This is a genomic window from Acinetobacter sp. T_3_1, from assembly GCF_025377055.1.
Lineage (GTDB): Bacteria > Pseudomonadota > Gammaproteobacteria > Pseudomonadales > Moraxellaceae > Acinetobacter > Acinetobacter kookii.
The window spans coordinates 1-24,559 of record NZ_JACHVD010000019.1 but is presented as its reverse complement, the minus strand read 5'-3'; the positions used below and the strand labels follow the sequence as shown (position 1 = coordinate 24,559).

The 24,559-nt window shown below is 43.8% G+C and carries 19 protein-coding genes; 9 read left to right on the top strand and 10 right to left on the bottom strand.

Going from position 1 to position 24,559, the window contains the following annotated elements:
- Positions 1-10: 10 nt before the first annotated feature.
- Both grxC and secB read left to right on the top strand, forming a co-directional pair.
- Positions 11-265 (top strand): glutaredoxin 3, encoded by a 255-nt coding sequence (grxC, locus tag H4I94_RS14055; protein WP_086197473.1) that lies wholly within the window; start codon positions 11-13, stop codon positions 263-265.
- Positions 266-303: 38 nt separating this feature from the next.
- A complete protein-coding gene (gene secB, locus H4I94_RS14050; RefSeq protein ID WP_166169354.1) occupies positions 304-759 on the top strand; it encodes a protein-export chaperone SecB in 456 nt (151 codons plus the stop codon).
- A 157-nt stretch (positions 760-916) separates the two neighbouring features.
- On the opposite strand, the gene H4I94_RS14045 is transcribed toward secB, so the two are convergent.
- The 8 genes from H4I94_RS14045 to H4I94_RS14010 all read right to left on the bottom strand — a co-directional run bounded on the left by H4I94_RS14045 (position 917) and on the right by H4I94_RS14010 (position 12,014).
- On the bottom strand, positions 917-1,723 hold the full coding sequence (locus H4I94_RS14045) for an enoyl-ACP reductase (protein WP_131273857.1): 807 nt from the start codon (positions 1,721-1,723) through the stop codon (positions 917-919).
- A 173-nt stretch (positions 1,724-1,896) separates the two neighbouring features.
- Positions 1,897-2,631 carry a Bax inhibitor-1/YccA family protein gene (locus tag H4I94_RS14040; protein WP_261183499.1) on the bottom strand — a complete coding sequence of 245 codons (735 nt, stop codon included), beginning with the start codon at positions 2,629-2,631 and terminating at the stop codon, positions 1,897-1,899.
- Between the two features lie 173 nt (positions 2,632-2,804).
- Positions 2,805-3,626 (bottom strand): TatD family hydrolase, encoded by an 822-nt coding sequence (locus H4I94_RS14035; RefSeq protein ID WP_261183498.1) that lies wholly within the window; start codon positions 3,624-3,626, stop codon positions 2,805-2,807.
- Entirely contained in the window at positions 3,626-4,621 is a 996-nt protein-coding gene (locus H4I94_RS14030) for an RsiV family protein (protein ID WP_261183497.1), read from the bottom strand. The genes H4I94_RS14035 and H4I94_RS14030 overlap by 1 nt, the downstream gene beginning before the upstream one ends.
- Positions 4,622-4,688: 67 nt before the next feature.
- Positions 4,689-5,513, bottom strand: a complete 825-nt coding sequence (locus H4I94_RS14025; protein ID WP_261183496.1) for a hypothetical protein — start codon at positions 5,511-5,513, stop codon at positions 4,689-4,691.
- A gap of 156 nt (positions 5,514-5,669) precedes the next feature.
- A complete protein-coding gene (locus H4I94_RS14020) occupies positions 5,670-7,262 on the bottom strand; it encodes a peptide chain release factor 3 (RefSeq protein WP_092820852.1) in 1,593 nt (530 codons plus the stop codon).
- 124 nt (positions 7,263-7,386) lie between these two features.
- On the bottom strand, positions 7,387-9,456 hold the full coding sequence (locus tag H4I94_RS14015) for a putative bifunctional diguanylate cyclase/phosphodiesterase (protein ID WP_261183495.1): 2,070 nt from the start codon (positions 9,454-9,456) through the stop codon (positions 7,387-7,389).
- A 356-nt stretch (positions 9,457-9,812) separates the two neighbouring features.
- A complete protein-coding gene (locus tag H4I94_RS14010; RefSeq protein WP_261183494.1) occupies positions 9,813-12,014 on the bottom strand; it encodes a carboxy terminal-processing peptidase in 2,202 nt (733 codons plus the stop codon).
- A gap of 197 nt (positions 12,015-12,211) precedes the next feature.
- Between H4I94_RS14010 and nagZ the strand changes: the two genes are divergently transcribed.
- Together nagZ and H4I94_RS14000 are read left to right on the top strand one after the other, a co-directional pair.
- Positions 12,212-13,234 (top strand): beta-N-acetylhexosaminidase, encoded by a 1,023-nt coding sequence (gene nagZ / locus H4I94_RS14005; RefSeq protein WP_261183493.1) that lies wholly within the window; start codon positions 12,212-12,214, stop codon positions 13,232-13,234.
- Between the two features lie 187 nt (positions 13,235-13,421).
- Positions 13,422-14,282: a class I SAM-dependent methyltransferase gene (locus H4I94_RS14000; protein WP_261183492.1), complete on the top strand. Its 861-nt coding sequence runs from the start codon at positions 13,422-13,424 to the stop codon at positions 14,280-14,282.
- Between the two features lie 29 nt (positions 14,283-14,311).
- On the opposite strand, the gene H4I94_RS13995 is transcribed toward H4I94_RS14000, so the two are convergent.
- Entirely contained in the window at positions 14,312-15,643 is a 1,332-nt protein-coding gene (locus tag H4I94_RS13995; RefSeq protein WP_092820842.1) for an alpha/beta fold hydrolase, read from the bottom strand.
- Positions 15,644-15,946: 303 nt separating this feature from the next.
- Here H4I94_RS13995 and H4I94_RS13990 point away from each other — a divergent pair, with 303 nt between their 5' ends.
- From H4I94_RS13990 to pta, 4 genes are all read left to right on the top strand, one after another.
- Entirely contained in the window at positions 15,947-17,212 is a 1,266-nt protein-coding gene (locus tag H4I94_RS13990) for a glutamate-5-semialdehyde dehydrogenase (RefSeq protein WP_261183491.1), read from the top strand.
- 126 nt (positions 17,213-17,338) lie between these two features.
- Complete coding sequence (locus H4I94_RS13985; protein ID WP_092820838.1) at positions 17,339-17,740, top strand: hypothetical protein; 402 nt, start codon at positions 17,339-17,341, stop codon at positions 17,738-17,740.
- A gap of 313 nt (positions 17,741-18,053) precedes the next feature.
- Positions 18,054-19,274, top strand: a complete 1,221-nt coding sequence (locus H4I94_RS13980) for an acetate/propionate family kinase (RefSeq protein WP_092820836.1) — start codon at positions 18,054-18,056, stop codon at positions 19,272-19,274.
- 55 nt (positions 19,275-19,329) lie between these two features.
- Positions 19,330-21,471, top strand: a complete 2,142-nt coding sequence (pta, locus tag H4I94_RS13975; protein WP_261183490.1) for a phosphate acetyltransferase — start codon at positions 19,330-19,332, stop codon at positions 21,469-21,471.
- Positions 21,472-21,581: 110 nt separating this feature from the next.
- On the opposite strand, the gene H4I94_RS13970 is transcribed toward pta, so the two are convergent.
- Positions 21,582-22,193 (bottom strand): class I SAM-dependent DNA methyltransferase, encoded by a 612-nt coding sequence (locus tag H4I94_RS13970; RefSeq protein ID WP_261183489.1) that lies wholly within the window; start codon positions 22,191-22,193, stop codon positions 21,582-21,584.
- A 659-nt stretch (positions 22,194-22,852) separates the two neighbouring features.
- Here H4I94_RS13970 and H4I94_RS13965 point away from each other — a divergent pair.
- Positions 22,853-24,379 (top strand): fumarate hydratase, encoded by a 1,527-nt coding sequence (locus tag H4I94_RS13965; RefSeq protein ID WP_092820830.1) that lies wholly within the window; start codon positions 22,853-22,855, stop codon positions 24,377-24,379.
- The last annotated feature ends 180 nt before the right edge of the window (positions 24,380-24,559 follow it).

The window sequence follows — 24,559 nt, the reverse complement described above, 5'->3', positions numbered from 1 at the left end:
GAGATTTTGAATGGCTGAAGTAATTATTTATTCCACCACCGTATGCCCATATTGCATTCGCGCAAAGCAACTTCTTGAGCGTAAAGGCGTGGCTTATAAAGAAATTAACTTATCTAACGAAGCGCCTGAAGTACGTGTCGAATTGATGCAACGCACCAATCACCGTACTGTTCCACAAATTTTTATTAACGACCAGTTTATTGGTGGTTTTGATCAACTTTATGCTTTAGAGCGTGAAGGAAAACTAAACGAACTATTGGCTTAACATTTTATTAAGTCAGCTCTTCAATTAAGGATTAAAGAATGAGTGAACAACAAGCTCAACCACAATTAGCACTAGAACGTATTTATACTAAAGATATTTCTTTTGAAGTACCTGGGGCGCAAGTATTTACTAAAGAATGGCAGCCTGAACTCAATATCAACCTGTCTTCTTCTGCAGAAAAAATTGATGCAACGCATTACGAAGTGTCATTACAAGTCGTGGTTCAGGCCAATAATGCGGGTGATACGGCATTTATCGTGGATGTGACTCAAGCCGGTATTTTCCTGATTGACGGTGTTGAAGAAGAACGCCTTCCATATATTCTGGGTGCTTATTGTCCAAATATCCTGTTCCCGTTCCTACGTGAAGCAGTCAATGACATGGTCACTAAAGGCAGCTTCCCGCAATTGCTGCTTACGCCAATTAACTTCGATGCTGAATTTGAAGCAAATATGCAACGTGCTCAAGCTGCCGCTGCTGAAGGCCAAGCTTAAGCGCTTAAGCCTGAAAATAAAAAAGACCGCATTTGCGGTCTTTTTTATTGGCTTTTAAGCCCCTCTTTAATAAAGAGGGGTTTGGGGAGATTTAAGTATGGATAACTTTCCGAAATATAATCCTCCCCAACCCTCCTTTAAAAAAGGAGGGAGTTTTTTATTCACCATCCATCATCAAATCGGCGCTCATACCTACAGTATTAAAGCCGGCATCAACATACATAATTTCGCCAGTAATACCATTGGCCCAAGGTGAGCACAGGAACAATGCCGCATTACCGACATCTTCAATGGTCACATTGCGTTTCAGTGGCGCAACTTTTTCATTCAGGTCGAGCATTTTACGGAAAGACTTGATGCCTGAAGCAGCAAGGGTACGGATTGGACCTGCAGAAATGGCATTCACGCGAATACCTTCAGCACCCAAACTAGAGGCTAAATAACGTACACCCGCTTCTAACGATGCTTTCGCCATACCCATCACGTTGTAATTCGGCATTACACGTTCAGAACCTTGGTAAGTCAGAGTCAGCAAGCAGCCTTGGCGAGCCAGTAATAATGGTTTTGCAGCACGTGCCATGGCAATAAAGCTGTATGCACTGATGTCGTGGGCAATGTTAAAACCTTCACGGTCGGTAACATCGGTGAAATCACCATCTAAAGTATGTGCTGGTGCAAAACCGATTGAATGAACCACGCCATCCAGGCCATCCCAATGTTTTGCCAATTCTGCAAAAGCCTGGTCAATTTCAGCATCTACAGCCACGTCACAAGGGAAAACCAGTGTTGAACCGAATTGTGCAGCAAACTCATCAACACGTTTTTTTAATTTTTCATTCGGATAGGTAAATGCCAGTTCAGCACCTTCGCGATGCAAGGCTTGAGCAATACCAAATGCAATGGATAATTTACTTGCAATACCCGCGATGAGAAAACGCTTACCCGCCAATAGTCCTTGTGCCATGTGAATCTCACTCAAAATAATTTACCAGCATAATGCCAAGTCTGAAGCATTTGCGAAATTGCATAATGCGCCTTTTTTTAACATGTTGTGTAAAAACCATAAAAAATGCTCCACCATCGGGGAGCATTTCTGGATTGATCCTGCTATTGAGCTAGCTGTCATGCTGAAAAGGATTAATCATCCCCTTGCAACAATCCCAGCAAGCGTAGGAACGAGTAATACATCCACACCAAGGTTGCCAATAAGGCAATACCACACAACCATTCCATCGCTTTCGGTGCATACTGTGCAGCAGATGATTCGATCAGGTCAAAATCGAGTATCAGGTTTAAAGAAGCAATCACTGCAATGAATGCAGCAAAGCCAATCCCCAGCCAGTTGCTTTCAAAGATATAAGGGATACTTGAGCCAAAAGCCAACCCCATGACCATTTGCACCACAAATACAATGGCAATGGCAATCGAAGCAGACATCACCACAGCTTTAAATTTTTCTGTGGCACGAATAATCTGAAAGCGGTATAACCCAAACATGACCAGTGTGGTAACAAAAGTTGCCAGCAAGGCCTGCAAAGGTACACCTGGAAATTTCAGCTGAAATATGACCGAAATGCCTCCTAAAAATGCCCCTTCAAACAGCGCATAAGGAATGGCCAAGGTGGGTGCTGTGTTGGGCTTGAATGTGGCGATAAGTGCCAGGATAAATCCGCCAATCGCCCCCACCATGGCAGCGGCATAGGCAATGGATATATTCAGCGTCATAAAGCTATATAAAAAAAGCGATACACCGACTACAGCGGCAATCACGGTTAATAACACTGACTTCTGGATGGCGCCTTGCACCGTCATGGCCTGGTTAAAATCACTCTGGGTTTCGACCCGGGTTAAAATAGGATTATTACTTTGCATAATTTCCTCATTATTGTCGTTTAATTTTTAAAGGAGTATAGATAGCATTTAAGAACAGAAAATGAATCTTTGCAACTTTGCATAAAATATCGCTCAGACAGGCAAGCCAATTCATGGCAAAACATAGCTTAAGAACCCACATTGATGGATCAAATCTGGTTTTACAATGTTTTTTAAGATGTCAGCCTTAGGGCATCCAGGGAATTTTGCCAGAGTTGTGCGGCAAGAAAAGCCTGGTCCAGATTCAGCGATTGTGCCAATCCATCCAGCACATAGGGTAAATTGACTGGCGTATTGCGGCTTCGCTGTTCAGTGGAGCTTTGACAGCATAAGGGGGGCATATCCGGACAGTCGGTTTCCAGAACCAGATGTTCAGCACCTATAGCCTGCACCACCCGATGCAGTTTTTTGGCATTGGGATTGGTAATTTGCCCGGTGACACCAATTTTAAAACCCAGTTTAACAAAGGCCTTGGCTTCTTCTATTCCGCCACTAAACGCATGGGCAATTCCACCCAAGCTAAATTGTTGCTGTTTTAATAGAGCCAGCGTTTCTGCATGCGATTTGCGGATATGCAATAACACCGGCTTATCAAACTGTTCCGCCAATTCAAGCTGCGCAGCAAAAAAATCTCGTTGTTTCTGAAACATGTCTGGCTGCTTGTGCTGTGCCAAAAAGGTATCCAGACCAATTTCACCCACCGCAACACAATCTTCTATTTTTAAAAGCTGTTCCAGATCGGCCAGATGCGAAATTTGATGCTGCTCAATATAAAAAGGATGCAATCCCGGTGCTAAATAACTTTGAGGAGCACCCTTTAACTGATTGAGAAAATGCTGCGTGTAGAGCAGATCCTGAAAGCGGGACTGGACAAAACCAATCAGAATCAAACGTTCTACCCCGACCGCCTTGGCTGCATGCGCCAGCTGTTCCCGATCTGCATCGAAATCGGGAACGTCAAAATGGGTGTGGGTATCAAACAGTGAATAAGACATTAAGATCGGGCTTTATTTGCGACAGCTGCACTTGCCGATGCAGCCTCATTTTTGACTTCCACTGGAGGCAAGTACTCTTTCTTCAGCACGCTTTGCAACTGTTCATACGGAATGGTCAAACGTGGCAATCCAACGACATAAGGCCCGATTTCATATTCGCCATATTGCAAAATCAGACCTTGAGTAGACAGGTAGAAATTGTCCGATAAGGTAAATTTCCACGCCTGTTCATATTCTTCAACGCTATTTGCCAACTTGGAATCAATAACCCAACGTTTAAACTCTTCATGGGCTTTCTGTTCCAGTACCGCTTTCTGCTTGGGCAGCAAAATATCATCCAGTGCGACCAATTTTTTCTTTTTCAGGTCAAAATTATAATAATACTGTGAGGATGAACCATGTGCTCCGCCCAGATAACTGCTGGAATTTAACACCACAGTTGCCAAAGGTTGGGCTGCATTGAGAATCTTCGGCTTGATCATCAGGCTAATCTGATGACTGGCACTTAACGCTTTCAGTTCTCTATCCAGCGCTAAAAAGGTCTGCAGATAAGGAGCTACCTGCTTTTCCAGTTTCTGTTTCGGTGTTTCAATAGTTTCCGATGCAGCAGCTTCCGATGCCTGGGCCGGGTTTGAATCTTTCGAATTTCCGCCAACTGCAGTCTCCTGCTGCCCTGCCTTCAAGGATTTCGGCGAAATATCTACACTTTGCTCCAGCTGCTTTAAAATTTGCTGATCGATAAATTCATCAATAAAAACCTGGTTACTGGAAAGACGCTCAATGCTGATTTCAGGACAGCTATTCCCATCACATTCAGGCAAATTTAAAGTCAGCTTTTCCGTGTCTCCCACCAATGTTAAAGCTTCGGCTTGAGCAGCTTGCGACTGGGTCACCTTGTCCTCTTTTTTAGGCTCAGGCTGTTTAGGTTGGCATGCACTCAAGGCCATTGCTGCCGCAACGGCACTGAGGGTAAAGATCGTTTTATTTTTTAGCATCATCTGACCTATAAACTTAAATCGGGTAAATGGACGTTCACTTGATGTCTGGATTTATTCAGGATGACTAAAACATATGCTGATAAGCGTCAGCTTTCAATATCTGCTTGGTTTGTTCTTTGGTTAAATAAATATCCAGCTGGGCACCATCCTCCACAATTTCATGGGTGCGATAATGCAAACCGATGCCTTCCTGATCAAAGAACCAGTCCGCCTGCCCCCAATACAGTTTTTTTGGCGCTTTCTGTCTGGCTTCAGCCTTTTGTTGCTTTAACCATTTTTGATAAGCCTGCTGCACAATGCCATTCATGGCGGTTTGCTGCTGAGGTTCCAGAATATCCAGCAAAGTCACCACCTTCTGTTTTTTACGGTCAGCCACAAAGAAGTAATATCGCTCTTTTACTTTTACTTCTTCTTGCGTCGTATCGACTCCTAACTGCATGAGCACATATTGATTCCGCTGATAGGCAATTCGGGTATACATTGACAGTTCGTAGGGCTTATTTTTGGCAAATTCAGCCTGCCAGGCATCCGACTTTTTCACATAGGCATTTACGGCCTGCTGCAGGCTCATGTCCTGTTTTAAACCAATTTGATCTTGAATGACCTTGGACTGGCTCTTGGCAATCCAGTCATTTAACCAGGCATCTTCGGTATGTACCGTTTGAATACTCAGGTCTATACAGTTCTTGGTTTCGCAAAAAGGCAAGGCAATTTTTGCCTGCTGCTCCTGAATATTTAAATAGGGCAAGACATCCGCCTGCTCGGTTTTAAATACCGAAGTTGGCGCTTGCTGCTGATCTGGTTGTTTGGATTCTTGTTTTGAAGCATCACAGGCACTGAGCATCAGACCAATGACGATTACCGATGCAGCCCCGAGTTTCCCGTTCATGCTGACCACTCTTTTTCTCAAGTAATTCATCTATCTTTATGATTCTAATAGGGCAGCTGACACTTCGTCTATGTTTGCGACAATACATATTGATGAAATGTCATCCACCCCCTAAAAAAACAGCTTCATAAAGAAGCTGTTTTATTTTAAGTGATTTTAGTGTTCGCGAGTGGCGCGGAACTGGATATCCGGATAACGCTCCTGCATCAGCTGCAAATTCACCCGGCTTGGGGCCAGATAAGTCAAATGACCGCCCCCATCCACTGACAGCTGGTCATGGGCTTTTTTCTTGAATTCATTGAATTTCTTCTCATCTTCACAAGATACCCAACGTACCGTATTGATGCTGACCGGTTCATAGATGCAGTCCACTTTATACTCTTCTTTCAGACGGTATGCCACCACTTCGAACTGAAGTACACCCACCGCACCAACGATTAAGTCATTGCTGTTCTGCGGCATGAAGACCTGGGTTGCGCCTTCTTCAGACAGCTCTTTCAGGCCTTTTTGCAGCTGTTTCGACTTCAATGGATCTTTCAGGCGAACACGGCGGAACATTTCCGGAGCAAAGTGTGGAATACCGGTAAACTGCAGTTTTTCACCTGAAGTAAAGGTATCCCCAATCTGGATGGTGCCGTGGTTATGCAAACCAATGATATCGCCCGGCCATGCTTCTTCCAGGTGCTGACGGTCACCGGCCAGGAAGGTCAAGGCATCGCTGATACGCACGTCTTTATCAATACGCACGTGCTTCATTTTCATGCCTTTTTCGTACTTGCCTGAACAGATACGCATGAAGGCAATACGGTCACGGTGTTTCGGGTCCATATTGGCCTGAATCTTGAAGACAAAACCGGTAAAACCTTCTTCAGTGGCATCCACTTTACGGTCTTGGGTCGGATGTGCTTTAGGTTCAGGTGCATAGTTGCTGAAAGCATCCAGTACATGGTCGACACCAAAGTTACCCAGCGCCGTACCGAACAGGACTGGAGTTTGACGGCCTGCCAGGAATGCTGCATGGTCCAGTGGCTCATTGGCCATTTGGACCAGTTCCAGCGATTCTTCAAATGCTGCCCACGCCAATTCTCCGACTTTTTCACGCAGGTCGGCATGCTCATAGCCATCACGCACTTCAATATCGGTAATCACTGAACCAAAACCGGCTTTGTAAACGTAGAATTTTTCTTCCAGAAGATTATAAACACCGGCAAAATCGCGGCCGGTACCCAGTGGCCAGGTTAATGGGACACATTTGATTTTCAGGACGTTTTCAATCTCATCCAGCAGCTCCAAAGGCTCACGGATTTCACGGTCCATTTTGTTGACGAAAGAAATGATGGGGGTGTCACGCATACGACACACGTCCATCAATTTAATGGTCCGTTCCTCGACCCCTTTCGCACCGTCAATCACCATCAGTGCAGAGTCCACTGCGGTCAGGGTACGGTAGGTATCTTCCGAGAAGTCCTCATGCCCCGGGGTGTCCAGCAGGTTGATCATCTTGTCTTTGAAGGGGAACTGCATCACCGAGGTGGTGATTGAAATCCCACGCTCTTTTTCCATTTCCATCCAGTCAGAAGTGGCTGCACGGTCCGATTTACGGCTTTTCACCATACCTGCAACCTGAATCGCCTGCCCCCATAACAGCAGTTTTTCTGTCATGGTGGTTTTACCGGCATCGGGGTGGGAAATAATGGCGAATGTACGTCGCTGAGCGACCTGCGCCGCTAACTCATCTTTAAAACTCATGGAAAATACCTACTGCAGAACCGCAGTGCTCAAGATCAAATACGATCAATATGAAAAATTGGCCATATTGTAGCAGATCATAAAACTTTTGAAATGAACTAAACCTGTTCAACCCGCATCAAGCTTAAGTAAATAATGCCCTGTCCATGGTTTCCAGACGGTTCACATCCATCGGTATTCCTAACAAAAAGCCCTGCAATTGCTGACAGCCCAAACGGGTCAGAATGTCTGCCTGCAAAGGTGTTTCGACCCCTTCTGCCGTGACCACCAGACCCAGTTTTATGGCCAGCTGGATAATACTGGCCAGAATGATCTCATCTTTTGAACCAACGGCCAGATCCCGGATAAATTCCCGGTCTATTTTCAACTCATCCACCGGCAGGTTCTTCAAATATAAAAAGCTGGAATGCCCGGTTCCAAAATCATCAATGGCCAGTTTAATTCCCATCTGACGTAATCGCTCAAAACTCCGAATGGTAGAGTCAACATGATGCATGGCTGTCGATTCCGTAATTTCGATGGCTAAATGATTGGGATTAATCTGATATTGAGCAAATAATTTTTCCAGCGTTGAAAACAGGTGCTTATGTTCAAATTGCACAGCGGATAAATTCACCGCGACAGGGAAATAATTAGCACCTTTTTGCTCCCAGATGTGAATCTGTTTACAGGCCTGTTCAAGCGCCCAATAGCCCATCTGGATAATCAGCCCGGTTTTTTCAGCTCCCCCGATAAACATGTTTGGCGTCAACATTCCCAGACTTGGATGATTCCAGCGGATCAGGGCTTCTACACCGCAAATAGCATAATCCCGGGTGGTAAATTTAGGCTGATAAAACAGAACAAATTGTTGTTCTTCCACCGCTTTATATAAATCATTAATCAGCTTGGTCTGACTTTTGGTTTCCTGCTGGTCCACGCTGTAACTAAATACGGAATAGGTGTTTCTGCCTTGATACTTCGACATCAGCATGGCTGCATCGGCATTAATCAGCAGATCCTGCAAATTATTGCCATGATCGGGGTACAGGGCGATGCCAATGCTGCTGGAAATATTAATTTCTTTACCGGCAATCAAAAAACTGTCCTGGATTTGCTCCAATAACTGCTCGGCCTTTTCAACTGCATGTTCAAGGGTGGCCTGTTCCAGCACCATCAAAAACTCGTCTCCGCCTAGACGGAGCAGTTTTTCATTTGGTTTCAGCTTGTGCTGAATGCGGCTGGCCAGTTGCACCAGCAACTGATCCCCCACATGATGTCCAAAGACATCATTCACCGCTTTAAAGCGGTCTAAATCAATATAAATAAAAGCAATTTTATCATCGCTATAACGATGGTCCGTAAACAAAAAGTGTGAGTATTCAGCCAGGAATAAACGGTTGGGTAATTTGGTTAAATTGTCCTGCACGGCCTGATTGGCCAATTCACGATTGGCTTTAGAAAGCTGTATATTGCGAACTTCGAGTTTTTGTTCCAGTATGGCAACACAAAATGCTGCAAGAAAAATTAAACTAGTGACTAAAATCACACTCAATAAAATTAATCCTTGCTCGGTTTGATAATGTGTAACCATCTGATCTGCAACAATGGCATGAAAAAAAATTGCCCCCATACCCATATAGTGCATTGCAACTATGGTCAGCGCCATCATGCATACCAGGGAAATTTTGATCAGCAGTTTTTGCTGTACTGCATTTTTATATTTAAAGATGAGCCAAAATGTTAAACCTGAACCTGCTATTGCCATTAAAACGGAAAAAATCGTCAGCAAAGGATCATAATAAATTTGGTGCTGATCGAAAACCAGTGCCATCAGGCCGGTATAGTGCATCCCGGCAATACCCATTCCCATCAGTACCGCACCTAACACAAGCCGGCCAAAGGGTAAGGTTTCCCGCGTGGTCAACCAAATGGCAAAGGTCGATGCGATAAATACAATAAGATAGGAAACAAAAGTAAGGCCATAATCAAAAGAGTAATCTGCCGGGAAATGACAAGCGAGCATGCCGGCAAAGTGCATACCCCAAATTGCAGCCCCGAGCGTGAGACCACTAATAATGAGAAGCATTTTTTCATATTTCTGACTCAAGCCACGGAATAATAATTGTTCGAGTGAGACTGTAAAATAGCAGGCTAAAATAGCAATAATTATTGAAACAATTACCAGGCTAAAATCATAATGTATATGAACCATATTCAGTTCCGTAAAGGTTATCTTTCTTGTTTTAATCCACGTGATTCATACTCTTTATACAATCAAAAAAATTTCTATCTTTAAAGAGTAATTATAAAAACAATCAATTAAAACAAGAATCTAATACTATTCTATTTTGGTCAAGTGATAATTACTCTATTCTTTTTTATTTCTAATTTATTCATTTTACAAAAGAAACATAGTTCAACTTTTTTACCGTTATCCGTACACCGTTCATATTTTTAGAGCAGTTTAAAAATCATTTCGCTATTTGCTCACATCCCCATAAAAAAACCAGTCAGATCAACTAACTGGCTTTTTTGAATATTTAAATGAAAAATACCGAATTACACACCCTACTGGCGAGCTGCCTGAGTGGATGATTGCAACTTTGCATAATCCAATAAAATATTGGCAGATTCTTTAACAAAAGTTTCTTCTTCAGGCAAGGCAGGTCGTTGTGTAGCTTTCATTTTCGCACGCGACTCGATTAAAGCATCCATTGAGGCTTGATAACTTTCCCAGTTGGCATAAGGCTTTTGCCCCGTCAAGCTACGGCGCTGATTTTCCGCCTCTAAAGTTTTCTGCTCAAGTGCATTCAACTCGGCTTTGCGCAGGTCAATATCCAGCACTACACGCTTTTGCTCATCGGTTTTTTTCGCAATCGCTTTACGTTGCTCCAGATATTTAAATTGTGGATCAACATTGACACGCTGTTGGGACATTTGCGCCAAAGTTTGCACATAAGGCTGTACCGAACCTTCACGCTTAAATGGGGCAGTTGGAATAGTATCCCATTTCAAGGCATTCTTCGCCTTACGCTCACCAAATTCTTCATTGTAGATATCGACCAGCTTGATGTCAGGTACGACCCCTTTATTTTGGGTACTTCCCCCGGTCACCCGGTAGAACTTACGCTGGGTCAAGGTTGCCTGACCATAGGCCAAGGTATCCAGTTGAACCTGAGCCGTGCCTTTACCTGTGGTGGTACTGCCAATTACGATACCGCGCTCATAGTCCTGAATAGCGGCAGAATAAATCTCACTGGCCGAGGCTGAGGCCAGATTGATCATGACTGCCAGTGGACCGGCATAGGTTTGTGCACCACCATCGTTGTCTTCAAACACGCTGACATTGCCATTACCGTCGCGAATTTGCACCACTGGGCCTGACTTGATAACTTGCCCGAGCATACGTGCAACTTCTTCAAGCGAGCCGCCGGGGTTATTACGCAAATCGATAATAATCCCTTCTACATTCTTGGCTGCCAGACTCTTTAAAGCATTGTTGGTATCTTCAGAAACAGAACGATACTCCGTACCTGCACGACGCGCTCGATAATTCAAATAAAACGACGGAATTTCAATCACACCAAAGGTATGATTTTTACCATCACGTTTGATCTCTACCGTACGTGAACGGACCCCTGCATCTTCTTCCTGAATCACATCACGCACCAGGCTGACTGTACGTGCCTGCCCCATGGACGCACCCGCGCCCAATAAACGCAGGCTGACCTTGGTTCCACGCTTGCCTCGAATCAGGCCGACCACTTCATTACTGGCCCAACCGATCACATCCACCATTTTATCGCCGTCTTGCGCCACACCAATAATGCGGTCTCCGGGTTTAATTTGACCTGATTTACTGGCCGGCCCACCTTCAACAATGCTTTCAATCTTGGTGTAATCTTCATTGCCGCGTTCAGGACGAATCGAAACCCCAATCCCTTCTAGCTGCAAGGTCGTCTGACGGTTCAATTCCATTGCATCTACTGGCGGGAAATAGTTACTATGCGGATCATAGGTCAGCATCATCGCATTCAAAGTCTTGTCGAGGACATCATCACTTTTTACACGGCTGGCACGTTCAAGCTGGCGAGTATAACGCTTAGTCAGGGTTTGAACCGGCGTTAGGTCCTCAGGGCTTGCCAGATCCTGGCCATTGGCCAGCGTCGGATCTTCTTTTAAGGCTTTTTGCTTCGCAGCCTCTTCTTCCTTGCTGATGGTCAGGTTAATCAGCTGCGACACCAGCATTTTTTTCCAGTGTTGCTGCTGCTCTGCGGCAGTCTTGAAATAAGGTGCTTTTTCACGGTCAGTTTCAATATAGACATTACCTTGTTTCAGATTTTGCGGCTTTTTCAACTCTGCCAGCATAAACTCATAAAACTGTTTTAAACGGTCACGATATTGGGCATGAATTAAATAAGGTCCAGATAAATCCCCTGCTTTTAATGCAGCACCGAAATTTGCACCATAATTTTTCTTATATTGTTCAACTTCAGGGGCTAAAAACAATGAATGGTCTGCATCCAGACTATCTAGATAAAAATCCAGAATACGATTAGAGGTTGCCGCATCGAGACGCTGATTTAAATAATGCTGACGATCAACCAAAGTCGCCAATTGGCGCGAAACCAACGCCTGTTCTTGGGTAGGTTGAATCGATTGAGAAACTGCCTCTGTATTATTAGCTGCAATTGCCTCGTTCATTACATGAGAAAAGAAAAATCCTCCAGTCGCAATTGCAACTGCACAAGCTAATGTCTGAAGTTTCATAAATAATTCGTACTTCCTTGGTCTTTGACCAATATTACAACGTCATTTTTCAACATGAATCGAGTATATTCAAAATCTTAAACAACTTAATATGTATGTCGTGTAGTTTTATCATATTCTGTACTGTCAAAATGTAGCAAATCATTGCAGAATTCGGGTATTGTTTTTCTTTATAAAATTCCAACACGGACACCGATATGATTGGCGCATTGATGCTAGACATCGCTGGCACAGAACTTACTCAAGAAGATATTGAACTATTACGAGCACCGCAAGTAGGTGGCATGATTTTATTTTCACGAAATATAGAATCACCACAACAAGTTCGCGCCTTAACCGATCATATGCGTCGCATCAGACCGGACATTTTAATTGCCGTTGATCAGGAAGGTGGCCGGGTTCAGCGCTTGAAACAGGGCTTTACCCTGCTTCCAGCCATGGGACGTTTAGGTGAGCTTTATCTGACCGAACCTGAAAAAGCAGTTGATTTAGCCGAACAGTGCGGCTGGCTGATGGCCACCGAAGTGCTTGCCGTAGGGATTGATTTCAGTTTTGCACCGGTACTGGACTTGAATGATGTCAGTGATGTGATTGGCGATCGTGGATTTGCCAAAAATATTGATGATATTGTTCCACTTGCCAGCACCTTCATCAAAGGGATGAAACGTGCGGGCATGGCCAATACCGGCAAACATTTCCCGGGTCATGGTTCGGTCAAGGCAGACTCACATGTAGCCGCACCGGTAGATTCACGTTCTTATGAGGAAATCTATCACAAGGACATGCAAACCTTTATCCAGCTCATGCCGCAACTAGATGCCTTAATGCCTGCGCATGTGATTTATGACCAGATCGATCCGAATCCTGCCGGTTTCTCGCCCTACTGGATTCAAAATATTTTGCGTCAGCAACTCAACTTTGATGGCGTGCTGTTCTCCGACGATTTAACCATGCAGGCAGCATGTGTTGCTGGGGGTGCCGATGCCCGCATACAGGCTGCACTCAAAGCCGGATGTGATATGGGTCTGGTCTGTAATGACCGCTTAGCAGCATGTACAGCACTAGAAGGAATTCGTGATTTACCTTTACCGGACCAAGCACGTCTGGAGCGTATGCGAGGAAAAATCCCAGAGATCAGGGTTGGGCAAACTCTGGACTTGGGAGCAGAATGGCAAAAAGTTCGTGACACCATCGAAAACTTTAAGAAATCATTGAATTAATTCGACAAAAGGAACACGACAAGGTGTTCCTTTTTCTTTATGATAAACAGAAATAAAAGTGCCGTTTACTGTATTTTGCTTATCTTTTAATTAATTCAACATTTAAAATGAGCAGAATTGACTCGCAAAGAAAATAAATAATGCGCTTTAGATTAAAAACTAAAAAAACAGATAAGGTCAGGATGACATGACACAACAACTTTCAGAACATCGACATATTTCATTTACTGCCCATTACACCGGTTACATCTGGTATACCATGGGCATTTCTCATCCGGTTTTTGCAACCTCTAAAGGGAAAATGCTCGCCAAGCTGGTACATCCTTTAGAAAGCTGGGCTGAAAAATTTGTTGGCGGCAGTATGCGTACCACCTTAAAACAACGCCACCGCATGATTGATCAACATCTCACGCAACTGATTGAACAGCACCCCGATTTGCAGGTACTTGAAATTGCCAGCGGGCTTTCTCCGCGTGGCTGGAATTTCCGGCAGAAGTTCCCCCATATTGATTATCGTGAACTTGATTTACCCGATATGGCAAAAGTCAAAACCCAAGCTTTAAAACAGATTGATGCCAATAGTCCGGAAGTTTTATCCGTGGATTTATTCACGGCTGATTTTGAACAGGCTTTTCACGTATTCGATCCGAATCGCCCACTGGTGGTGATAAGTGAGGGCCTGATCAACTACTTTAATAAAGACATGTTATTACAACTGCTTCAAGCCATTTACCGTTACGGTCAAAATTTCAAGGAACTGCACTACCTGACCGATATTTATCCAGAACCGGTCAAAAACAGATTGGCCAATTTTATTTGGGCTAGCAGTAAATTACTGAAATGGATGTCCAAGAGTGCATTTAGTTTTCATTTCATTAACCCTCAACAAGCGCAGGATTTTTTCCAGCAAGCCGGTTTTGAACAGGTCAGTATTGTACAACCGCAACAGTATTTTCAAAATCCGACTGTGCCCTTCCTCTCTGGTGAAGAACATTTGGGTGATCTGGTCTGGATGATTCATGCAAGCAAAAAAAACAGCGTTATATAACGCTGTTTTTATTTGAGCTTAACCTTAAATTAACTGACCGATTCCAAAACCGTCATCACTGCTTTTTGTCGTTGTACATAACGCAATAACCGTTCTGCTACATCAAAACTGCCATGCTTGAACAACGCCCGAACTCGTGTTGAATGAACCTCAAAAATTAAGCATTCAATTTTAAACTGACCTTCTTCATCTTCCAGATGCAAGGCCAAATCACGCGGGTATTGTTCAGCTTTTTCTGCCAAACCTGGCGTAAACTCAAGTAAAACACCAAAAAAGTTTAAATCCACAATACGGGTAGGCAACTGCACATCTGAATGACGATGCGTTAATACGGTCATCGGCTTCTGTACGGCAATACGTTCTTCACCACGGCGCTCCAGGGTCAGCAACTGGGCACGTGTCATCGGGATGACCCCTTCTACATCTTGAATAGATTGTCCCTGCAGGAATGTTGCAAACAGCCCCATGGTTTCTTTACGGCGCTGTAATTGTGGCACATGGTCGGCATTTGCAATCATTGCAAATTCCATATCTGGACATTGCAAAGCAAAATTGGCATTTTCATGCGGCAAGGTAAAACTGTCGTATTGCCCACATGCCACCAGTACTTTACATTGCGGAATAGGAACATCGGTTAAACGTAACAAGCGGCTACAGTTGATTTCATAGCGGTCTTGCTCGGTTGCGGTAAATTCAGCCATCTGTTTAAAGAACAAACGCTTTGCTGTCGGTGACATGCGGGTTTGATCGATTTTGGCATGATTCACCAGATACAGAATCACTGCCTGGCCAAACTCGTCCATGCGCTGTTCATTCATTAAATGCAAAGATTCTTCCAGCAGCATACGCCAGCTTTTACGCGTTTTTTGCATCACGCCCATCAGAATCATGCGATCGACCAGTTCCGGACGTTGCACGGCAAAACTTGAAGCCACAACCGAACCCAGTGACATGCCCATCACTGAAACTTTGGATAAATTTTCAATATCGACCCACTCCCCCAACATTCGCGCCAAGTCAGGCAATTCCAGTGTTCCTGCAGAAATGCCGGTATCGCGATTGGTAATTTGCTGATTGGCGCCCATGGAAGGCAGGTCAATTAAAATGATCGGGCCAGCACTAAGTAATTGCTCCACACAATATTTATAGGAATTAAAATTTTGGAAAGCCCCTCCAATAATAACAATTGGAGTGTTGTGGATGGTTTCTGGTTGAGCAATGGCCATGTATTCAATTTTCCAGCCATCAATCCAGGTGGTACGTGCGGGTTCTTTAAAACTGTTCCTATGGTAAAGATCAAAAAAACCAAAACTTGCGTTTGATTCTTCTACATCCGAGTCCATTTGGATCATGGAATTCATATCCCTTCCTCCATTCTTGCCTTATTGTTATTTTGCAAGAAAATAAATATAGAATTTCTGCGTCATGCTGCGTCCATTCTTCGCTGTAATTATCAGACTTCACTGTCTTTATCTTTTCATAATATACAGAGGATGCTTGCCCAAGCAACTGATTCCATGACCACTTATCTAAATTTACCTAGAAAAGGATTTCAAAATATTAACAGCCTGAAAGTTTCAGGGACTTTTTTCCAAGCAGATGCTTCATTGTCGGGTTCCAGACTGTTACTATCAAAGATGTAATTTCTAAGTGATCAAACCGCTATGCAAGATTCGATTGAACAATATATGCAAACGGTAGGACAACAGGCACGCCAAGCTTCTCGCGTGTTAGCAAGCGCTTCTACCCAAACCAAAAACAATGCCTTATCTGCAATTTACACTGCATTACAAGACAGTGAAGCTGCAATTCTGGCTGCCAACCAAATTGATATGACCAATGGTCGAAACAATCATTTGGACAGTGCATTACTTGATCGCTTAGAACTTACCCCCAGCCGCTTTAAAGGCATGCTGCATGGCTTGAAAGATGTCATGAGTCTGGTTGACCCGATTGGGGAAATCACTGACCTTGCTTACCGCCCTTCAGGCATCCAGCTTGGGAAAATGCGGGTACCTTTGGGTGTCGTCGGCATGATTTACGAGTCGCGTCCAAACGTGACGCTGGAAGCCGCCTCACTGGCCTTGAAATCAGGCAATGCTATTATTTTGCGTGGCGGTTCGGAAGCCCTGCAATCCAACAAGGCAATTGCTGAAGCGATTCAGCATGGTCTAAAGACTTCGGGTTTGCCTGAAACTTCGGTACAGGTGATCAATACGGCTGATCGTGCCGCAGTTGGACACCTGATTACCATGTCTGAATATGTGGATGTGATTGTTCCACGTGGAGGCAAAGGCCTGATTGAACGGATCAGCAATGAAGCACGTATTCCAGTGATTAAGCATCTGGACGGCAACTGCCATGTCTTTGTTGAAGCACAGGCCGATTTGCAAAAAGCCCTGCCGATTGCATTGAATGCCAAGACCCATCGTTACGGCGTATGTAATGCCATGGAAACCTTGCTGGTGGATGAGAAAATTGCCGAAGATTTCTTGCCAAGCATTGCTGAACTGTATGCAGAAAAACAGGTGGAACTGCGTGGCTGCCGTGAAACCCAGCGCATTCTCGGTTCAAGCATCAAACCGGCCAGCGAAGAAGATTGGTACACTGAATATTTAGGCCCGATTTTGGCGGTTAAAGTGGTCAGCGGGATTGATGAAGCCATTGATCATATTAACAAATATGGTTCACACCATACTGATGCCATCATTACCGAAAACTTCAGCCTGGCGCGTCAGTTCCTGGCCCGTGTCGACTCAAGCTCAGTGATGATCAATGCCTCTACCCGTTTTGCCGACGGTTTTGAATATGGTCTGGGTGCTGAAATCGGCATTTCAACCGACAAGATTCATGCGCGTGGCCCGGTCGGTCTGGAAGGCCTGACTTCGCAAAAATGGGTGGTATTTGGGGACGGTCAAATTCGCCAATAAGTTCTCTATTTAAAGAATCTTTTGGTGTTCAGTTTCAGGCATGAGGCTGAACACAGCGACTACACTATCCCCATCTTAAATTTTGTAACATGATAAAAATAATGAGAAAGATATAAGGGAAATCGCATGTTTTATTATTTAATCATTTGTACATTTTTACTGGCATTACTGGTTTCTTTTGCAGTAATGAAAATTTTTTCCAATTCTATTAATGCCATTCTGGCACGTATCATTCACGACCCGATTCATGAAGCCTGGGCAAAATACACCAAATTTGCCGGCATGGTGGTCGGCACATCTTCCGGCATTCGTATTTACGATATGGAAAAATACATCACGCCCCTGACCTATACAGAGAATGACAAGAAAATTGTGATTGAACTGACCCAAGAGCGCTGGGTACTGGAAATTTACCGGACCATTATTGAAACCTTACAAGGTCTGGCCTGGATGATGCTGGTCTTTTTTATGGTGGCATTGATTGCCTATGTCATTGTACGCTGGTCAGAAATAAAGTATCAAAAGTAAGCAATAATACAACAGGAATGCCCTGCTCAAAATACATCATGCGTGCCATTCTAGCTTTGGAAATGGGCTTCTAGTAAACATTTTATGATCGAGTACTATTTTATTAATAAATGAAATCTATTAACTGATAAATTTTAATTATTATTAGTTATTGGGTCGATAGTGCTTAAGTCTAATCTCCTAAAGTCTATCTAGGACAAAAAAAAATCGCATGTTAAAACATTATCACTGATCTAAATTGCATCAATAAACAAAACTGCGTTCAGATCAACGTTATGGATGAATATTTCAATTAAAATTTGGGTAAGAAAACGTGTCTACATCAGTATTAGTAATTAACTGCGGATCTTCTTCAATCAAATATGCGTTGGTTTCTGAGCGCCGTGAAGACCGTATCTTTGGTCTCGCAGAAAACCTGGGGGCTGCTGACGCCCGTATTAAAGGGATCACTGCGGGCGGTGAACCACTTGAACTATCCATTCCACATGCTGATCATGAAAAGGCACTGGAAACCATCTTAGAACGCTTATCTCATTATAATCCACAAGCGATTGGTCACCGTGTGGTACACGGCGGTACATTGACCAAAGCAGAATTATTAAATGAAGAAATTGTAGAACGTATTCGTGCAGCAACACCACTTGCGCCTTTACACAACCCTGCGCATTTGGTCGGTATTGATGCCACTATGCGTTTGTTCCCGGAACTTCCACAAGTGGCAGTTTTTGATACCGCATTCCACCAGACTATGCCAGCACATGCTTACCGTTATGCATTGCCAAAATTCCTGTATACAGAACACAATGTACGCCGTTACGGCTTCCACGGTACCAGTCACGCCTATGTTTCTGAACGTGGTTCTGAATTGGCTGGCAGCTTGAAACAAGGTGGCTGGTTGACAGCTCATTTAGGCAATGGCAGCTCGACTTGTGCCATCTGGAATGGACAAAGTGTAGACACTTCAATGGGCTTAACCCCGCTTGAAGGCATTGTGATGGGCACCCGTAGCGGTGATGTCGATCCAAGTTTGCATAGCTTCCTGGCTGCAAACCTGGGCTGGGATGTCTATAAAATTGACAAGATGCTGAACAAGGAAAGTGGCTTGCTCGGTTTATCAGACAACCTTTCAAATGACATGCGTACCCTGATTGAAGCATCAGAACAAGGCAATGAAGATGCAACGCTGGCCATTGAAGTATTCTGCTACCGTCTGGCTAAATCTCTAGCTGCGTTAAGCTGTGGCTTGCCGCGCCTTGATGGCCTGTTCTTTACCGGTGGTATTGGCGAAAACTCGGCCTACATCCGTGAAAAGACCATGGCTTACTTACCTCATTTCGGTTTCAACTTAAGCAAAGAACAAAACGATAATTTGAAACGCGGTACAGAAGGTCGTATTGATGCTGGCACAGGCCCTCAAATCTGGGTCATTCCAACTGATGAAGAAGGCCGTATTGCTAAAGAAACTGCGCACGTTGTAGAAGAGGTGAATCAGTCAGCTGCAAAAAAGCCTGAATGTGAGGCTACGATTGCTTAAGCAATTGTAGTCTACGTATGCTTTCAATAAATCCCTTTATGATTTAGAAAAAATGATGAAAACAATACTTTTGGTTCCTACAGAAATTGGTGTTGGCTTAACGTCTGCATGTCTTGGTTTAATTTATGCACTGGAATGCCAAGGCGTAAAAGCAGGTTTTCTAAAGCCTTTCTCTCAAGAATTACAGCCTGAAGCAGACCGCACCACTGCCCTGTATCATCACCTGTTCAAGCATGAAACCGTTGAACCGATTTCCTATGCGGCCCTGACTGAACGTTTAAAAAATGATGAAAATGACGAGCTGCTTGAAGATGCAGTACGTTTACACCGTGAAATTTCCAAACATCACGATGTCATTATTGTAGAAGGCGTGCTACCAAACGGACGCGATCCTTTTGCGACAGAACTCAATGCCACTCTGGCAAAAGCGCTTGATGCCAAAGTGATTATTGTCAGCAATGCCGACATTAACAACGCAGCAAAAACTGCGGCAAAAGTTGATAACCAGTTACGTTTCTTTGGTGGTGCGACTTGCGAGCGTACTGCAGGCGTATTGTTCATGCGTACCAAAGGCTTGCCGGAAGATTCTGCACAAATTCCTGTTACGCTTGATCCAAACCTGCGTTTAATTAGCGATACCAACCGATTTGTGAGTGCGATTCAAACCACGTACCCAATGATTGGTAAAGACTGTATGCCAGTGATTGGCTTAGTTCCATTCAGCAACACTTTAAGTGTGCCACGCATGTCTGACTTGGCTGCACATATTTCAGCTGAATGGATTAACCAGGGCGATGCAAAACAGCGCCGTGTATTACACAGCAGCTTAATTGCGTCCAATATTGAACACGAAATGCATAAATTCGTGGCAGGTGAACTCATCATCAGCGGTTCTGATCGTGTTGATGTCTTGCTTGCAAGTAGCTTGGCAAGCAGTAATGGCATTCCACTTGCAGGTTTGGTTTTAACTGAACATCAGGCACCAAGCACTCAAGCTTTAGAATTCTGTCAAACAGCAATCAAAAATGGTTTGCCAATTTTACACACCAAATTGAGTACTTTTGACACAGCACAACAATTGCTGAACTTAAGCAATGAAATTCCGGTAGATGATACCGAACGTGCTGAGCAGGTGACCCGTTTCGTAGCCAGCCATATCAATGCAGACTGGTTGACGCAGTTAATCAGCGATGCACATAAACCACGTTTGTCCCCTTCTGCATTCCGTCATGAACTGGTACAAAAATCAATTGCAGCGAAAAAGCGCATTGTTCTTCCTGAAGGAGATGAACCACGTACCATTCAGGCCGCAGCAATCTGTCAGTCTCGTGGAATCGCCCACTGTATTCTGCTGGCAAAACCTGAAGTTGTGGTTGAAGTAGCAAAAGCACGTGGAATTGAATTACCGCATGATCTGGAAATTCTTGACCCAGACCTGATTCGCGAGAATTATGTCGAAAAAATGGTTGATCTACGTAAAGGCAAACTCAACGAGTTACAAGCGCGTGAACAGTTACAAGACACGGTAGTTTTAGGCACCATGATGCTGGCCCTTGATCAGGTGGATGGCCTGGTATCAGGTGCAGTTCACACGACAGCCAATACGGTTCGCCCTGCATTCCAGTTAATCAAGACCGCGCCGGATTACTCACTGGTATCTTCTGTGTTCTTCATGCTGCTGCCAGATGAAGTCTATGTTTACGGTGACTGTGCAATTAACCCGGATCCGGATGCTGAGCAACTGGCTGAAATTGCGATTCAGTCTGCCGATTCAGCCAAAGCCTTTGGCATTGACCCGCGCATCGCGATGATTTCTTATTCAACCGGTACTTCGGGTGCAGGTGCGGATGTAGAAAAAGTGGCGAAAGCGACTGAAATTGCCAAGCAACGCCGTCCAGATTTACTGATTGATGGTCCATTGCAATATGACGCAGCTTCGGTTGAAAGCGTAGGTCAGTCTAAAGCACCTGGTTCACCAGTTGCAGGTCGCGCGAATGTATTTATTTTCCCTGACCTCAACACAGGTAACACTACTTATAAAGCAGTTCAACGTTCAGCAAATGTAGTGAGCGTGGGACCAATGCTGCAAGGTTTAAATAAGCCGGTGAATGACTTGTCACGTGGTGCATTGGTGGATGACATTGTGTTCACTATTGCATTGACTGCCATTCAGGCAGAGCAACAAGCGGCTCAATAATTCGTAAATTTAAGTTTTCCAAACCATCTGATTGAAAAATCAGGTGGTTTTTTTATGATATTTCAAAATTTAACTCATTATTCATCGACATTTGACTAAGCATGACTTAATCAAAACTTTTGCGCCAACCACACCGTATGTCCGGCACAGTCGGGATCTTCCGCGACCATCTTTATTACTTCAAAACCATGCTGTTTTAATAAGGTACGATATTCTTGCTGTGACAAACTGGCATGATACAGTACATCACCAAACATATCCCCTATCGCCTCACCTGCAGCAGGCCCGCTAGTAAACATTAAAACCGTGCTCTGCTCAGCAAACCTAGAAAACTGAGTAAACATTTTGCGCTGATCATGCTGAGTCAAATGAAAAAAACTGTCCCAGGCCAAAATACCCTGAAATTTTTGTTCTAGCTCTATCTGACGCATATCTGCCTGAATCCAGTGCTGTTCAGGAAAGTTTTGCTTAGCCATTTCAATCATGACATCAGAACTATCTACCCCGACTACGGAATGCCCTTGTTCAATTAAATAGGCAGCAATCGGCTTGCCTGAACCACAACCTAAATCCAGTATTTGAGCATGTTCAGGAATCAGCGAAAGAAAATAATTGAGCCATGCTTTTTCATACAGCAACTGGCCGCGTAATTCCGTCCACGCACGTGCATGTTTCTTATAAATTTTAATGATATTTTTCGCAAACTCAGATTGATCTTTCATGAGCTGATTTTCTAAAGGTGAATCTTAATAGTATAGGCAAATTTAGATCCAGATTTGAAGATTTGAAGATTTGAAGATTTGAAGATTGGAAGATTTGAAGATTTGAAGATTGGAAGATTTGAAGATTTGAAGATTGGAAGATTTGAAGATTTGAAGATTTGAAGATTTGAAGATTTAGCATGTCTTTATTTTGAGAAAATTTAAAGCAAAAAAGAAGATAAAGCCTATGCCTCATCTTCTTGCTGACCGGAACCCTATCACTGCACGACATAAAGAAAAATCAATGACTCGAACAATTGAAAGAAGTCTATATTTATCAGATGAACTTTTATGCGCTTATTACATAAAAGTTTTGCGACAAAATTGTCTTACCTAACCTCATTTAAAAAATGATCAGACTTAACTTTTATTTTTCAGAAATTTCAAACAAGAAATAAGTTAAAAACCGGTTAATCAATAGTTTAAACGTCATATTCACCCGGAAGAATAATTGCCCTTTGTCATCTTTATGACAGAAATCACTCAAAAAACAACAGTTCACCTGAGCTGAAATTCACCATTAAACTTTCGGCCAAAAAGCATTCAAAATACCCACAAAACCTGCTTTTTATCTTATAATTTAGCCCGCTAGCTAACAGCCCGCTCAAGAGATATTTGATATGACAACTATTATCAAGCAAGATGACTTGATCACATCGGTAAAAGATGCGCTTCAGTTCATTTCTTACTATCATCCACAAGACTTCATCCAAGCGATGAGCCGTGCCTATGATCGTGAAGAGAACAAAGCCGCAAAAGATGCTATTGCACAAATCTTAATTAACTCCCGTATGTGTGCAGAAGGCCACCGTCCTATCTGTCAAGATACCGGGATTGTGAACGTATTTCTTGAAGTGGGTCTAGACGTTAAATTTGATTTAACCATGAGCCTAGACGATGCAATCAACGAAGGTGTACGTCAAGGTTATCTGGAAAGCTCTAACGTACTTCGTGCATCAGTTTTAGCTGATCCTGCATTTGGCCGTAAAAATACCAAAGACAACACACCTGCGGTAATCCACTACAAACTCGTACCGGGCAACAAAGTCGACATTACTGTTGCTGCCAAGGGTGGCGGTTCAGAAAACAAATCTAAACTTGCCATGCTGAACCCCTCTGACTCTATCGTGGACTGGGTACTGAAAACTGTTCCAACCATGGGTGCAGGCTGGTGTCCTCCTGGTATGCTCGGTATCGGTATTGGTGGTACTGCTGAAAAAGCCATGATGCTTGCCAAAGAAGCATTGATGGAAGAGATCAACATGGACGAATTGCTTCGCCGTGGTCCACAAAGCAAAATGGAAGAACTTCGTATCGAGATCTTCGAAAAAGTAAATGCATTGGGTATTGGCGCGCAAGGTCTAGGCGGCTTAACCACTGTTCTTGATATCAAAATCAAAGATTACCCATGTCACGCTGCGGGTAAACCGGTGGGTATGATTCCGAACTGTGCTGCAACTCGTCATGCACACTTCCAGTTAGACGGTTCAGGTGTTGCACATATTCAAGCACCTAAACTTGAAGACTACCCTGCTGTCACTTGGGATTCTTCATCTTCTAAACGTGTTGACCTGGACAACATCACCCAAGAAGAAATGAATTCCTGGAAACCAGGCGATACCTTATTACTTAACGGTACCATCTATACCGGTCGTGACGCTGCGCACAAACGTATGGTGGATATGCTGAACAACGGTGAAGAACTTCCTGTAGACCTTAAAGGCAAGTTCATTTACTACGTTGGCCCTGTCGATCCTGTAGGCGACGAAGTGGTGGGCCCTGCTGGTCCGACAACTGCAACACGTATGGACAAATTCACTCGCCAAGTGCTTGAAGCGACTGGCTTGTACGGAATGATTGGTAAAGCTGATCGCGGTCCTGCTGCGGTTGAAGCCATCAAAGACAATAAAGCAACTTACCTGATGGCTGTAGGTGGTGCTGCTTACCTGGTATCTAAAGCTGTTCGTGAAGCTGAAGTTGTGGCTTTTGCTGACTTGGGTATGGAAGCTATCTACAAATTCAAAGTTGAAGATATGCCTGTATCTGTAGCGGTTGATGTCAATGGTACTTCTATTCACGCGACTGCGCCAAAAATCTGGCAAGCGAAAATTGGTAAGATTCCAGTGGTTGATGCTGCTGCGAACTAAGATTGCACGCTAAAAAAGCACCCAAATGGGCACTGCTGTCCCATAGTTTACTTTAAATAAAAAAACCTGAGTCCGAATAGTTAAAATATAAGTGCGAACAAACACTTTAACTACCAAGGACTCAGGTTTTGTCACATCAGAATACCGTATTTCATCAGCTGATTAAACCTGTCATACGAC